We start from the raw sequence: 12649 nt of genomic DNA, 5'->3' as shown, positions 1-12649 counted from the left end.
CTTGGGGGCGGCGGTCAGCGCCCGGTGCCTGCTCCTCGCCTGGGCCCCGTTGCCCCACTCCTGCGCAGTGCGCCGAGGAGACCCCGGCGGAGCAGACCGCGCCGAGGCGGCGACCAGATCTCGGTTCCCTCCACCCGCCAACCGGCGAGCAGTTCGTTCGCGGCCATGAACCCCGTCGTCGCCGCGCGTTCCATGAGCGCCACAGGTGCCTCACAGCGGATCGAATCCCCGGCGAGCACCAGCCCGGGAAACGCGGTGGTGACCCCGGGGCGGTCGTCGTGCGGCCGCGTGTCGGCCAGTGCGCAGTCATCGGCGATGAGCAGCTCCTGGGCGGTGATGGCGATGTCGGCTGTCTCTGGGTAGACAGCGTGGAGGTCGGCCAGCAGTTGGCGTGTCACGGCTTCCCGGTCGACGTCTTCGGACTCGATCATCGCTCGCGCGCCGCCTCGATGCGCGGTGCCGAGCGCATAGGCGTGGAGTTCGACGACGGAACCGCCGTGCGTATGCCGCCATCTCTCGGCCCCGGCCTCGAAGCGTTCGAGGATCGAGATGTTGTCGAGCAGCGCATAGCCGGTCGTGCCGAGGAAGGCCGGGCGGCTCCGATCCACCTCGTCTTGCAGCCACAGTCTGAGCACCGCGAACGGCGGGGCGTTCCGCTGCGAGGTGACGCTGCTCAGCCACCGCTCTCGAGTCTCCGTGCCTGCGGCCGGTGAGCCGGGTGCGTGTCCGAGCGCGTCGGTGTCGACCGAGTCCTCGAGTCCGGCCAGCAGCGTCCGAGTGCTCCGCGGATCAGCGGCGAGCACGAGCGCATCGCTCTCGAGCGTCCCGCTCGTCGTCTCGGCGCGCCACCTACCCGCACTGTCCCGTGGGCGGAGCGCGGTGACCGCGGTGTCGGTCTCGATCCGCACCCCAGCCTCGGCGAGGTATTCGCTCAGGGGCGACCACAGTGCGGTGTCGTAGTCGTCGTCGGGGACGTCGAAGAGCAGCCCTTCGGCGGAGCCCGTGAAGTACGTGTGGAACATCGCGACGAGCTCCCCGGCGGAGAAGTCCGCGGGGTGGGCGAAGAAAGAGCGGGCGAAGACCTCGAGCGCGAGATGCCGCGCCCCGACCGGGAACCGCAGCCGGTCGAGGAACTGCTCGGCCGACTCTCCGTCGTAGCGTCGATAGGAGTCCGGGAAGTCGACGTCGATGAGTTCGAATGCCGTCGTCAGGTCGACGTCGGCCAGACCATGCAGCGGGAAGGACGGGCTGGTGAGCACGAATCCCGCGAGACTGAGCGGGGGAGTCCGGGGAATCCGGGCGAAGGAGTCGCGCAGACCGTCCCGACCCACGAGTGGATAGTCCGTGACCGGGACCAGACGGTCGAGGCCGGGATCGGCGCGTGCGAGCAGGCTGCGGAGATTGTAGTACTGGCGGAAGAAGGCATGGAATCCGCGGCTCATCGACCGGTCCCCGTCGAGGCTCCAGGCCCGGACCCGTCCACCGAGGCTGGATTCGGCCTCGACCAGGTGCACACTCACGCCGTGCTCGGCGAGGACCGCGGCCGCGGCCAGTCCGGCGATGCCGCCGCCGACGACGGTCACCCGCTTGGGCCGCAGCAGACGCGGACGTCCCGGGTGGGAGGGGTTGAGGATCGCGTGCCGGTCGCGGGGGCGTAGCTGGGAGGCGCGGCGGTTCATGTGCTCTCCTCTCCGGTGGACGCAGCGTGCCTGTTCAGGCGCCACTGCCAGAGCATGAGGACGGCGGTGATCATGGCGAAGCCGAAGCCGAAGTCCTCGATCGGGATGTCCCACGGGAACCGGATACCACTCAGACCCTGCGGATTGTAGATGACGATGGGGTCAGAGAGCTTCGTCAGCCAGCCGTCGACGAAGCACTGGAAGACCAGGCAGATGCTCAGCGCCGCCCAGTACTTCGCCCGGCGGAAGATGCCTGAGCGGAAGACGAACAGCTCGAGGCCGACGACGAGGATCATTCCGACGACGGTCATGATCGTGTACTCGGGCACGCTCATCGTTCGCCGCCTCCTTCGGATTCGGGCGGCCGGTCGGTGCGCTCGTGTGGCCGGGACTGGATTGCGGGCCGGGGTGGACTGTCCTGCCGGGGCAGGCTTCCCGGCCGGGTGCGCTTGCGCACCGCCGTGAGCACCGTGCCGACCGCCTCATAGCTGAGCAGGGCGCACAGGGGGATGACGATGAAGAACACGAGCTCCTCGAGCGGGAGGTTGCCGAGGTGGATGCCGGTGACGAATCGCGGGTTGTACACCCAATGGTCACGGGCGATAGCGACGACGTCCCAGAGGCAGAAGACGACGATGACGGGCACGAGCGCCCACAGCACGGTTCTCCACCGACGGTACACCCGAGCCCGGAAGAACAGCTCCAGCGGCAGGGTGATGAGGACGCAGGCACCCATGAGGAGCAGATACTCGAAGGCGCTCACGACAGTCTCCTCTCCGGGCCGGAGCACTCGTCGAAGGCCAGTTGGAGTCCACGCAGCCGGTAGCCCGAGATGACGCTGTCCCAGCCGATCTCCGGCTCGGCGACCAGTCGCGGGCCGCGGTCGAACAGGCGATGGACGAGGGCATCGGTCTCGAACAGCGCCAGCGACTGCCCCGGGCACTTGTGCGCACCGTCGCTGAAGCTCATGCCGACCGCCGGGACGGCTTCTGCGGTGTGCCGCACGGGGCACAGGGAATGCGGCTCGGATCCCATCGCCTCTTCATCGGTGTTCGTCGCGCGGACGCAGACGTCGATGAGGTCCCCGGCGGGGATCGTCACGGTGCGATCCGGTGCCGTGACCTCGATGTCGGCCTGAGTGCGTCGAAAGAGGTGGCCGACGACCGGTTCGAGGCGGATGATCTCCTCGAGGATCTCCAACCGGCGAGGCCGGTCGGCCGCGAGGTACTCCGCCCCGAGCTCGCCGTCTGAGAGCAGGTGCCAGCACGCCATGGTGATGAATTCGCGGGTGGTGACCATCCCGGCCGTGCCGTAGGTGACGCACTCGACGAGGATGTCCGACGTGCTGTGTCCGGCCCCGATGAGATGGGACAGGACGTCATCGCGCTGCCTGCGGCGTCGGGCCCGAAGCGCCGGTCGGACGTCGGCGAGGTAGAACCGGACGATCGGGACGAGGCCGTTGACCGCGGCCTGCAGCCACTGCTTCCGGGTCCGGCCCCAACCGGGGGCGGCGAGGTCGACCGGCGGCTGGGTGAAGAATCCCTCGAGCCGCCGCGACATGCCCGCGATGGAGGATTCGGTCAGTCCCACGACTTCGGAGGTCACGGCCACGGAGAAGTGCAGAGCCACCTCGTCGAGGCGGCACCGGCCGGTCTCGGCAACCCGGCCGACCGTGTCCTGCGCGAGAGCATCGATGCGCTCGCCGTACCTGTCGGCGATCACAGCGGGGGCGAAGAATCGGGCGAGCTCTCGGCGCTGCGAGTCATGGGACTCCCCGTCGGAGATGAGGATCGGGTGGCGGCGGAAGATGCCGCGAGGAATCCGCTCCGCGGTGAATCCGGCTTGAGTCGTGAGGTGTCGGGCCCGCAGCACCTGGCGGGCGGCGTCGAAGGAGCGGATGCGCCAGAGGTCGGGACCGTGTTCGAGTGGCACCTGCTCGACCGGGGGGCCGGCCGGCTCGTCGCCGGGTGCCGCCAGCCGGCTCGGACGGTGCCGATCGGCCCCGCTCATGCGCACCTCAGACTGCAGGCGGAGGTGAGGTCCGCGAGTCTGCCGGCAAGCGCCTGCGGCAGCTCCGCCTCGGCGATGAGCCCGGCGATGGTCTTGCAGTGCTCGGCGATCATCGATTCGACGTATGCCCTCGCCCCGGACTCCTCGATGGCCTGCCGCAGCCGGAGGCCACCCTCGGCGTCGAGGCCCCGATCGCCGAAGAGATGGGCGACCTGGGACCAGGCCGAATGGGTTCGGGCCGTGTTGATGAGCAGGGTCTCCTTGCCTTCTCGGAGGTCGCTGAGTACGGATTTGCCGGTCTCGTGCTCATCGCCGAAGAGCCCGAGGACATCGTCCCTGAGCTGATAGACGATGCCGATGCGGCGGCCGATGGCGCGCAGCCGCTCGACCAGGCTGTCGTCGCTTCCGGCGAGGACCGCGGCGATGGACAGCGGGGCTTCGAATGAGTAGGCGGCGGTCTTGCGTCCGATCATCGTGAGCACGTCACCGGAGTCGGCCTCGTCGAGGTGGAGGCTCAGCCACACGTCGGACTGTTCTCCAGCGACGCTCTCGGCGATCGTCTCATCGTAGATGTCGAGGATCGCGAGTCTGCGCGGCGCCTCGAGGTCGAGGCGCGCCAGGAGGGACTGGGCCTCGTTGAGCATGAGGTCACCGGCGAGCAGGGACGAGGAGATCCCCCACGTCTGCGCTGCGGCGCTCGTGGCTCCGAGGAGCATGGCCTCGGAGGAGAACTGACCGGTGATGTTCATCTCTCCTCGCCGGACGGTGTCGTTGTCGATGACATCATCGTGGATGATCAGGCCGATGTGCAGCAGCTGCATCGCGCCGGCGGCGTCCGTCGCGGCCTGCGTTGCCGTGCCTCCCAGGCCCTCATGGGCATCGATGAGCAGGCGGGGCCTGATCATCTTTCCGCCCAACGCCATCCTCGACAGCGCTTCCCAGAGCTGTTCGTACTGCTGGGTGCGGACTCGAGAGCGTCGCCGAGCAGCGGCGAGGACTTCGACGAGGCGGGATTCGACGGTCAGGACGCTCTCCAATTTCTTTAGCCAGGCGAGAGTTCAATCTAACACGTCAGCGGTATGCTGTCAGCGTGCCGTCCGCAGACTCGAAGGCAGCTGGGCTGACCTACTTTTCGAATGAATCGGAGTTCTCCGATCGCTCGGCCCTGTCCGAATCCGAGATCGCGGAGTGCACCGCGCTGATGGAGGCCCTGCGGCAGTGGCACGAGGCCGAACGCGACCTCGCCGAGGCGTCGCGGCGGTATATGCAGCTCAACGACAGCGATATGCGCACCATCCGCCTGCTCATCCGCGCGCAGCGCCAGGGGCTCATCGTCACTCCCAAGGACATCGCTGCTGCCGTCGGGATCTCCAGCGCCTCGACGACGAAGCTCGTCGATCGCCTCGTCGCCGGTGGGCACCTGATCCGGGTTCCCCACCCCCACGACAGGCGCACCACCAGCGTCGAGGTGACAGAGGAGACCGCGCAGGCAGCGCACGAGTCGGTGGGTCGCCAGCATGCCCGTCGCTTCGACGTGATCGCGGCCCTGAACAGCCGGGAGCGCCAGACCGTGCTGCGGTTCTTCTCTGCCATGACCGAAGCCGACTGCCCGCAGGGCGTACTGGCTGATGACGGGAGCGGACGGTCGACGCAGGACCGTGATTAGGACCGGGCTGTTCCCGTTCCTCTCACCGTCCCTGAGTCTTCGCTGCGGTCGGATCAGCCGAAGACCCCGACGATATAGGCGACGAAGAAGAAGATCATGATCGCCAGCAGGCAACTGATTCCGACGATCACCCATTTCGTCTTCGGGGGCCGCGACGCCGGAGGGTGAGGCGGCGAGGCGGTCGCCGAGTGCGACTCAGGAGGAGTCGCACCTGGTCGGACGCTTCCGCCCTCATCGAGGTCGGGGTCGCCGGCTGGGCCCGGGTCGAGGTTGGGATTGCCGGTGCCGTGCCGGTCGGTGTTCGGTTTCGGCTGTTTGTCATCGTGTGAACTCATCAGGTCTCCTTCGGGGCGCGGGGCCGCGGTGACCATCCTGGAGCGGTTGCTCACGGGGTGGGCTGGCCGCCGTTGACGTTGAGGGTCTCACCGATCACGTAGCTCGACTCCGACGAGGTGAGGAAGACGTACGCAGGTGCGAGCTCTGTCGGCTGCCCTGCCCGTCCCAGCGGAGTGTTCTTGCCGAAGTGCGGCAGCGCCTCCTTCGGCTGGCCGTCGGAGACCTGCAGCGGGGTCCAGATCGGCCCCGGTGCCACGGAATTCACTCGGATGCCCTTCGGAGCCAGCTGAGTGGCCAGTCCCTTCGTGAAGTTGTTGATCGCCGCTTTCGTCGACGCATAGTCGATGAGGTGGGCGGACGGCGAATACGCCTGCACGGAGGTGCTGTTGACGATCGTCGACCCAGGCTCGAGATGCTCGAGCGCGGCCTGGGAGACCCGGAACATCGCGTGGATGTTCGTCCGGAATGTGTCCTCCCACTGCTCGTCCGTGAGGTCGGCGATGTCTTCGACGGCGATCTGTCGGCCGGCATTGTTGACCACCGCATCGAGCCCGCCCAGTTCCTCTGCCGCCCGGCGGACCACTTCGCGGCAGTACTCGGGATCGGACAGGTCTCCCGGGAGAGGCACGGCCTTGCGGCCGGCCTGGCGGATGACTTCGCAGACGTGCTGGGCATCCTCCTCCTCGGCGGGCAGATAGGACAGAGCGACATCGGCTCCCTCACGGGCGAAGGCGATCGCGACGGCGGATCCGATGCCGGAGTCCGAGCCGGTGATCAGCGCCCTGCGGCCGCGGAGCCTGCCTGTGCCGGTGTAGCTGTCCTCACCGCGATCCGTGCCGGGGATGAGTTCCGCGTCGAGTCCCGGTTCGGGCTGATCCTGCTTCGGCGGTGAGATGTCGGGAAAGCGAGTGGTGGGATCCTGGAAGGTCAGCTGGTCGCTCATCGTATTCCTCCTTTGTCGTCGGTGGCCTCTGTATGTCCTGCCTCGCGCGCACAGTGCGAGCAGCAGAACAGCGCTTGGCCGTCATGGACACCGTGGCCGAGGATGCGGCATCCGCAGTGTTCGCAAGTGGGTGCGGCCTTATGGATCGCGCATTCGAAGCTGTCGAATGTCCACGAGTCGTTTCCGAATGACAGGGTGAATGTCTGTTCGTAGTCGTTTCCGCAGGTGTCGCAGACGGACATGGGAATCTCCTTGCTGGTGGGTGAGTCATCGGCACCGCTGCCGGGGCGGCTGTGCCTCCACCGCGGGGGCGGCCTCAGCTCGGCCGGCGCGTCTCGGCGCTGATGAACCAGGCCTGCTGTTCGAGCTGGGCGATGTATTCGTGGAACAGATCCGCGGTCGTCGGGTCGGCGGAGTCGACCTCGTCGTGGCAGGTGCGCATGCTGCCGACCGTCGTCTCGATCGCGTCCACGACGTGGTCGATCGCATCGTGGGTGGTGATCTCTCCGGCCGGGAACGTCGCCAGATCGGTCTGCGCGGCGATGACCGCGGGCCGTCCGTCGGGCGAACCGTGCAGTGCCCTCATCCGTTCGGCGAGGGCGTCGCTGCCGTTGCGGGCCACTGTCGTCACCTCGTCGAGGTTGAGATGGAGATCTCGGAAGTTCGTGCCCACGATGTTCCAGTGCGCCTGTTTGGCGACCAGGCTGAGGGCGATGAAGTCGACGAGGACGTTCTGCAGGTTCTTCGTCAGCGACTCGGGTGCGACGAATCCCCTCTCGGCGTTCTCCCTCCGGGTGTCTTCGGATCCGTGCGGTTCGGGAACGGTGACTGTGTCTGTCATGGTGCTCCGATCTCTGTTTGTGCGTCTGTCGGGACAGCGGGACGGAGATCCTCACGGTAGTCTCGGTGTTCGGCCGCCGGAAGAACTCTCCATGCCGCTTCGTTTTCGCCGCTTCGGGTCGGTGTCAGGAGTTCTGCTTCGTCTTGCGCTTGCTCTCCTTCTCGAGTGCGTCGACGAGTTCTTTCTTCGTCATCGACGAACGTCCCGAGATCTTCAGCTTCTTCGCCTGCTCGTAGAGGTGCTCCTTCGAGGCTTTCGCGTCGACTCCGCCGGCGGTCTTGCGGTCGGTGTTCTTGCCACCGGAGCTCTGAGCGTCCGACGGGCCGGAGGAGTCCTTCGCCTCCCACTTGTCGCCGACCTTCTCATAGCTGTGTTTGAGAGCGTCGTAGGCGACCTGGTGAGCGCGCTTCTCGTCTCCGTATTGGTCGATGGCCGAGTCGTAGGCCTTGGCGAAGGTCCGCTGCGCCTTCTTGCTCGACTTCTCCAGCGTCGAGGGCAGCTCGGTCTCCTTCGGCTTTCCTGTCTTCGTCGTCTTCGGCATGGTGTGAACTTCTCCTATCGTGTCGTTCATGGCCAGAGGTTTCTGCAAGGTTGGCTGAGGTTGCACTTCATCCGGTGCGTTTCTTCGGGGCCGATTTCTTCGCCGTCGACTTCTTCGGTTTCGCGCTCGACTTCTTCGACGAGGTCTTCTTCGCATTCGACTTCTTGCCCGGCGTCCCCTTCTTCGCCGACCGCGAACTGTCCACGGATTTGCGCAGCGCCTCCATGAGGTCGATGACATCGCCTCCGGTGTCCTCCTCGGAGTCTTCCTCGTCGAAGGTCTTCTCGATGTCGAGGCTCTCGCCGGATTCGATCTTCGCGTCGATGAGTTTGCGCAACTCGACCTGGTAGTCGTCGCTGAACTCCTCGGGGGTGAAGTCCTCGGAGTAGGACTCGACGAGCTTCTCCGACATCTCGAGTTCCTTGTCCGAGATCTTCGCCTTCGAGTTCACGCCCTTGAAGTCGACGTCGCGGATCTCATCGGCCCAGCGCAGGGTCTGGATCATGAGGACCTTTCCGCAGACCCGCAACACGGCCAGACGCGTACGGGTGCGCAGAGTGAGCTTGACGATCGCGGTCCGCTCGGTGTCCTCGAGCGTCTTACGCAACAGGAGGTAGGCCTTCGGCGTCTTCGACGTCGGCTCGAGGAAGTAGGCCTTCTCGAGCATGATGGGGTCGATCTCGTCGCTGGGCACGAATTGCAGGACGTCGATATCGTCGTTGTCCTCTGCCGGAAGAGCCTCGAAGTCCTCACTGGTGAGGACCACGCGGTGCTCGCCGTCGTCGAAAGCCTTATCGATGTCGTCGTACTCGACGGTCTTCCCGCATTCCTCGCAGTGATGCTGATTGCGGATCCGCCCTCCGTCCTTCTTGTGGACCTGATGCATTCGCACGTCGTGGTTCTCCGTGGCCGAGTACAGCTTCACGGGCACATTCACGAGGCCGAAGGCGATGGATCCGGTCCAGATAGCTCTCATGACCCCATTGAAACGCAGGTTTCGAGCACTGGCTAGCCCCCTCAGGCCGACCCGGGAAATGTAGGGAGCAGGCACCAGCCCCGCGCAATCTGGTGGTTGCGCTCATCTTCTCGACGCAGGAGAAGACGAGACAGAGCTCGTTGGAGGACTCCGTGCGATCGATCGCGAAACTCAGAAGTGCGCGTGGGGACCGCGGTGACCCCGGTCTGGGACGGGATGACACCGCATACATCGTGATGCCCGGATGGCTCAACCGGCTGCGGCTGCTGACAGGAATGGTGCGCAGCAACCGGCCCGGGCGGATGCTGCCCGCGCTGACCACCTCCATCGCCGCGGCGGCGGCCGTGGGCACATTCGGTGTCTTCTACAGTTCGATGTGGACATTGGCCGATTCCCTGCATCCGGCGCGTCTGCTCCTGATCGGTCTGCTCGTCATCGCGGCGCTGACCTTCTGGCTGATCTTCCGCAATCGCCTCTGGACCAAGCGGCGCGATGCGGTGTACGCATGGCAGGGCGGGCTGGACAACACCACCACGGTCATCATGGTGGGTACCAGCGTGGCCCTGATGTTCCTGGTCCTGTTCGCCTTTTTGTTCGCACTGGGACTGGTCGTCGTCGATGATGGCCAGCTCGGTTCCGAACTCATGCATTCCGTGAGCTTCTTCAACTATCCGAGGCTTGCGTGGTTGGCGGCTTGTCTGGGCACATTGGCCGGAGCACTCGGCTCCAACTTCGACAGCGACGATGAGATTCGGCGAGCAACGTACAGCAAGCGCGAAAGCGAACGCCGCGAACGCCGCGACACCGACGACGAGGCAGAGGCCTGAGCTCTTCGGGCTCAGACCCGCGCGTACGTGCCCAGGGAGTCGGGGTCAGTCGGATTCCCGTGCGCTGCGCGCCGAGGCGACATCGTCGACGATGACGACGATATGGCGCAGGCTCGTGATGAGTGAGCCGTAGATCGGCCACGTAATCTCTGGAAGCGACCGATCCTGGGAGATATCGGTCGACAGCTGTTGGAGACGGTCGAAGATCGGTTCGACCTCGGCATCGGGATCGGCGATGGACCGTCCGGCCTCGGCGACGATCGACGTCCACTCATCGCGGAACCAGGTGTTCCATTCTCTTTCGGATGAGGAGGCTTCACGGAGAGTGCGGGCGAGGTTCCGCAGGTGGGAGATGCCTTCGTCGGCTCTGAACAGGATGTTCTCGTAGCTTTCCTTCTCTGCGGAGTCGGCTGTGTCTGCCCGGCGTCGCAGTCTCTTGGCCCGGATCGCTGTGCGGGGATTGATGCGTCGGCTTTCACGGGCGAATCGCACGGTCTGCCACGCCGATTCGAGCTCTCGGCTCATGGCCTCAGTCCGTTCGAACCACTCCTGGGCGGCATCCGAGTCCCAGGAGCGAGAGAACTGGTCCGACATGTCTGTGAGCACTTCGCCCATCTGCCGGTTGACGCTGTCGATATAGCGAGCCGCCTGTCGGTCCCGCAGAGGCGGGACCATGAGGAGATTGACTGCGAGGCCGACTGCCACCCCGAGGGCGAGTTCGAGGAGACGGTCGACGAGCAGAGGCTGCTGGGAGTCGAATCCCGAGCCGAGGATGAAGATCGCCGTCGTCGCGATCGCCACTCCTTCGTCGCGGATCCACGACAGGCGGGCACCGGCCAGACCGACGAACATCGCCAGAGCGAAAGTCCAGAGACCGACACCGAGGTAGTTGCCGATGAGGAAGGACACGCCCACGCCGATCGTCGACGCGATCGTCGTCTGCACCCCTCGAGAGAACGACCGGTAGACGGTGGCGTGGACCGTCAGCAGCGCCGTCCACGGAGCAAGGAACGGCATCTGACTGTCAAGCACGGCGTCAGAGACCCACCAGGCGCCGGTGGCGGCGATCACGCCCTTGGCGATCTGCAGCAGGTCGGTGACGAACTCCGGCTGCCGGAGATATCCCTCCTGTGAGCGATCATGGGGCATGGCTGGCTCCTCGCCTCGAAGTCCGGTCAGAACAGTTCAGCTTCGGCAACAGTGTACGGGGGTGGTTCGCACGCTCTTCCATCGGATTCGCTTGCCGGGAGTGTCGTTCCCGGTTCCACCTGCTGAGGCACCGTCGCCGTCCTGCCAGGTCAGCGAAGCGGTGTTAGATTGGCTTTTCGAAGGCGAACCGGTTGCCGGTAAGCGAACTTCGCAATCAACGAATGAAGGAGTACCCGTGGCTGTCATTCTCTGGATCATCGCAGCGCTGCTCGTCGTCTCCGGTATCGCTGCCCTCTTCAGGAAACAGATACTCTGGGGAGTCGTGCTCATCGTCGTGGGCTGCCTCGTCGGGCCCGGGGGAGTGAGCATCTTCACCTGAGACAGGCGGACGGGACGGAAGGGGATAGAGTGAGCGGATGTCTCCGCTGAGAAATCCTTCCCTCCGCCAGGTCGACCGTCTGCGGCGAATCGTGCCCTGGGCGGTAGTCGGCCTCGTCGGCGCAGTGCCGACGACCGTCGCAGCTTCGATGGCCATCGACCTCATCCAGAAGCGGGGACGAAAGACGCGCGCTGCTCCGCGACCGGGGACCTTCAGTTCGACGGTCGAAGAGTCAGAGCTCGACATCTACACCGATGGTGCCACTCTCTACGAGGACATGCTCGATGCGATCGGCTCCGCACGCGAGTCGATCCTCATGGAGACGTTCATCTGGAAGAACGACGAGGTGGGTCAGAGGTTCATCGACGCATTCAACGCGGCATCGGCCCGCGGTGTGGAGGTCCATCTCATCTACGACGGCTTCGCCAATCTGTCGGTGCCCAGCTCGTTCTACCATCAGCTCTTCGAGCAGGTTCGTGTGCTGCGTCTGCCGACGGTGGCGCGGAGGTTTTGGCGGGGACCGATGCGGCATTCGGGTTTCAACCATTCGAAGATCCTCGTCATCGACGACGATGTAGCCTTCGTCGGCGGGTTCAACATCGGCTCTCTCTACGCCCGTCACTGGCGCGACACCCACCTGCGATCGGTCGGCCCCGGAGCCTGGGGTCTGCGGCAGACCATCGCGGAAGTGTGGAACGAGTTCCACGACTCCGACGAACAGATCGCATGGGTGCCGCCCGCGGCCTGGGAGTCGAAGCTGCGGGTCTCGGCGAATCTTCCGATCCACCTCGTCTATCCCATTCGCAGTATGTATCTCAACGCCTTCGCCCGTGCGCGGAAGCGGATCTGGCTGACGACACCCTATTTCATTCCCGACCAGCAGCTGCTGCACTCTCTCGTCGAGGCGGCGGAGCGCGGCGTGGACGTGCGGGTCATGGTTCCGCAGGAGTCCAACCACATCCTCGGCGATTGGCTCTCCCGCGGATTCTTCGAGCAGATGATCAACTCGAAGGTCACGGTTCTGCTCTACACCGCGAGCATGATCCATTCGAAGGTCGCCACTGTCGACGGCGAATGGTCGACGGTGGGTACGGCGAACATCGACCGGCTGTCGTTGACGTTCAACTACGAGACGAATGTCGAAGTCATCGACCGTGCATTCGCCGCCGAGATGGAGAAGGTTTTCGACAGTGACTCCATGCACTGTGTCGAACTCGGTTCGGAGTGGCTCAACCGCCACCGGCTGACCAAACTCGCTGAACGCGCTCTCGTGCCGATGCGCCCCTGGCTGTGACGCGGGCT

Annotated in this window: 16 protein-coding genes; 4 read left to right on the top strand and 12 right to left on the bottom strand. The window is 65.4% G+C overall.

Annotated features, from left to right (window positions below; translation table 11 throughout):
- Positions 1 to 14 precede the first annotated feature (14 nt).
- From L1F31_RS14575 to L1F31_RS14555, 5 genes are read right to left on the bottom strand one after another with little or no spacing between them, the layout of a single operon-like run.
- Positions 15 to 1679 (bottom strand): FAD-dependent oxidoreductase, encoded by a 1665-nt coding sequence (locus L1F31_RS14575; RefSeq protein WP_265417973.1) that lies wholly within the window; start codon positions 1677 to 1679, stop codon positions 15 to 17.
- A complete protein-coding gene (locus L1F31_RS14570; RefSeq protein ID WP_265417972.1) occupies positions 1676 to 2014 on the bottom strand; it encodes a lycopene cyclase domain-containing protein in 339 nt (112 codons plus the stop codon). The genes L1F31_RS14575 and L1F31_RS14570 overlap by 4 nt, the downstream gene beginning before the upstream one ends.
- Complete coding sequence (locus L1F31_RS14565) at positions 2011 to 2442, bottom strand: lycopene cyclase domain-containing protein (RefSeq protein ID WP_167198742.1); 432 nt, start codon at positions 2440 to 2442, stop codon at positions 2011 to 2013. Before L1F31_RS14565 ends, L1F31_RS14570 begins: the two co-directional genes overlap by 4 nt.
- Positions 2439 to 3689, bottom strand: coding sequence for a cytochrome P450 (locus L1F31_RS14560; protein WP_265417971.1), 1251 nt, complete (start codon positions 3687 to 3689; stop codon positions 2439 to 2441). The genes L1F31_RS14565 and L1F31_RS14560 overlap by 4 nt, the downstream gene beginning before the upstream one ends.
- Entirely contained in the window at positions 3686 to 4726 is a 1041-nt protein-coding gene (locus L1F31_RS14555) for a polyprenyl synthetase family protein (RefSeq protein ID WP_167198735.1), read from the bottom strand. Before L1F31_RS14555 ends, L1F31_RS14560 begins: the two co-directional genes overlap by 4 nt.
- 53 nt (positions 4727 to 4779) lie before the next feature.
- On the opposite strand from L1F31_RS14555, the gene L1F31_RS14550 reads away from it, so the two are divergent.
- Positions 4780 to 5355, top strand: a complete 576-nt coding sequence (locus tag L1F31_RS14550; RefSeq protein WP_265417970.1) for a MarR family winged helix-turn-helix transcriptional regulator — start codon at positions 4780 to 4782, stop codon at positions 5353 to 5355.
- 53 nt (positions 5356 to 5408) lie between these two features.
- On the opposite strand, the gene L1F31_RS14545 is transcribed toward L1F31_RS14550, so the two are convergent.
- The 6 genes from L1F31_RS14545 to ku all read right to left on the bottom strand — a co-directional run bounded on the left by L1F31_RS14545 (position 5409) and on the right by ku (position 8992).
- Positions 5409 to 5690 (bottom strand): DUF6480 family protein, encoded by a 282-nt coding sequence (locus L1F31_RS14545; RefSeq protein WP_167198733.1) that lies wholly within the window; start codon positions 5688 to 5690, stop codon positions 5409 to 5411.
- A 50-nt stretch (positions 5691 to 5740) separates the two neighbouring features.
- Entirely contained in the window at positions 5741 to 6634 is an 894-nt protein-coding gene (locus tag L1F31_RS14540) for an SDR family oxidoreductase (RefSeq protein ID WP_167198730.1), read from the bottom strand.
- Positions 6631 to 6876, bottom strand: a complete 246-nt coding sequence (locus L1F31_RS14535) for a hypothetical protein (RefSeq protein ID WP_265417969.1) — start codon at positions 6874 to 6876, stop codon at positions 6631 to 6633. Before L1F31_RS14535 ends, L1F31_RS14540 begins: the two co-directional genes overlap by 4 nt.
- 74 nt (positions 6877 to 6950) lie before the next feature.
- Positions 6951 to 7475 carry a Dps family protein gene (locus L1F31_RS14530; RefSeq protein ID WP_167198727.1) on the bottom strand — a complete coding sequence of 175 codons (525 nt, stop codon included), beginning with the start codon at positions 7473 to 7475 and terminating at the stop codon, positions 6951 to 6953.
- 124 nt (positions 7476 to 7599) lie between these two features.
- Positions 7600 to 8016, bottom strand: coding sequence for a ChaB family protein (locus L1F31_RS14525; protein ID WP_167201057.1), 417 nt, complete (start codon positions 8014 to 8016; stop codon positions 7600 to 7602).
- Positions 8017 to 8083: 67 nt separating this feature from the next.
- A complete protein-coding gene (gene ku, locus L1F31_RS14520; protein ID WP_167198724.1) occupies positions 8084 to 8992 on the bottom strand; it encodes a non-homologous end joining protein Ku in 909 nt (302 codons plus the stop codon).
- A 152-nt stretch (positions 8993 to 9144) separates the two neighbouring features.
- On the opposite strand from ku, the gene L1F31_RS14515 reads away from it, so the two are divergent.
- On the top strand, positions 9145 to 9819 hold the full coding sequence (locus tag L1F31_RS14515; protein ID WP_265417968.1) for a hypothetical protein: 675 nt from the start codon (positions 9145 to 9147) through the stop codon (positions 9817 to 9819).
- A gap of 45 nt (positions 9820 to 9864) precedes the next feature.
- Here L1F31_RS14515 and L1F31_RS14510 read toward each other — a convergent pair whose 3' ends face one another.
- Positions 9865 to 10968 carry an FUSC family protein gene (locus L1F31_RS14510; RefSeq protein WP_265417967.1) on the bottom strand — a complete coding sequence of 368 codons (1104 nt, stop codon included), beginning with the start codon at positions 10966 to 10968 and terminating at the stop codon, positions 9865 to 9867.
- A gap of 235 nt (positions 10969 to 11203) precedes the next feature.
- On the opposite strand from L1F31_RS14510, the gene L1F31_RS14505 reads away from it, so the two are divergent.
- Both L1F31_RS14505 and L1F31_RS14500 read left to right on the top strand, forming a co-directional pair.
- The gene (locus tag L1F31_RS14505) at positions 11204 to 11347 is read left to right on the top strand and encodes a GPGG-motif small membrane protein (RefSeq protein WP_167198715.1); all 144 of its coding nucleotides are present in this window, start codon (positions 11204 to 11206) and stop codon (positions 11345 to 11347) included.
- Positions 11348 to 11384: 37 nt separating this feature from the next.
- Positions 11385 to 12641 carry a phospholipase D-like domain-containing protein gene (locus L1F31_RS14500; RefSeq protein ID WP_265417966.1) on the top strand — a complete coding sequence of 419 codons (1257 nt, stop codon included), beginning with the start codon at positions 11385 to 11387 and terminating at the stop codon, positions 12639 to 12641.
- Positions 12642 to 12649 lie beyond the last annotated feature (8 nt).

Source organism: Brevibacterium spongiae (assembly GCF_026168515.1).
Taxonomy (GTDB): Bacteria; Actinomycetota; Actinomycetes; order Actinomycetales; family Brevibacteriaceae; genus Brevibacterium; species Brevibacterium spongiae.
The sequence above is the reverse complement of the archived record's forward strand: the minus strand, read 5'-3'. Positions and strand labels throughout refer to the sequence as shown.

Coding starts and splice junctions, on each gene's coding strand:
- L1F31_RS14575 (WP_265417973.1), bottom strand. CDS start 1,679: ATGAACCGCCGCGCCTCCCAGCTACGCCCCCGCGACCGGCACGCGATC.
- L1F31_RS14570 (WP_265417972.1), bottom strand. CDS start 2,014: ATGAGCGTGCCCGAGTACACGATCATGACCGTCGTCGGAATGATCCTC.
- L1F31_RS14560 (WP_265417971.1), bottom strand. CDS start 3,689: ATGAGCGGGGCCGATCGGCACCGTCCGAGCCGGCTGGCGGCACCCGGC.
- L1F31_RS14545 (WP_167198733.1), bottom strand. CDS start 5,690: ATGAGTTCACACGATGACAAACAGCCGAAACCGAACACCGACCGGCAC.
- L1F31_RS14540 (WP_167198730.1), bottom strand. CDS start 6,634: ATGAGCGACCAGCTGACCTTCCAGGATCCCACCACTCGCTTTCCCGAC.
- L1F31_RS14535 (WP_265417969.1), bottom strand. CDS start 6,876: ATGTCCGTCTGCGACACCTGCGGAAACGACTACGAACAGACATTCACC.
- L1F31_RS14530 (WP_167198727.1), bottom strand. CDS start 7,475: ATGACAGACACAGTCACCGTTCCCGAACCGCACGGATCCGAAGACACC.
- L1F31_RS14525 (WP_167201057.1), bottom strand. CDS start 8,016: ATGCCGAAGACGACGAAGACAGGAAAGCCGAAGGAGACCGAGCTGCCC.
- ku (WP_167198724.1), bottom strand. CDS start 8,992: ATGAGAGCTATCTGGACCGGATCCATCGCCTTCGGCCTCGTGAATGTG.
- L1F31_RS14510 (WP_265417967.1), bottom strand. CDS start 10,968: ATGCCCCATGATCGCTCACAGGAGGGATATCTCCGGCAGCCGGAGTTC.
- L1F31_RS14500 (WP_265417966.1), top strand. CDS start 11,385: ATGTCTCCGCTGAGAAATCCTTCCCTCCGCCAGGTCGACCGTCTGCGG.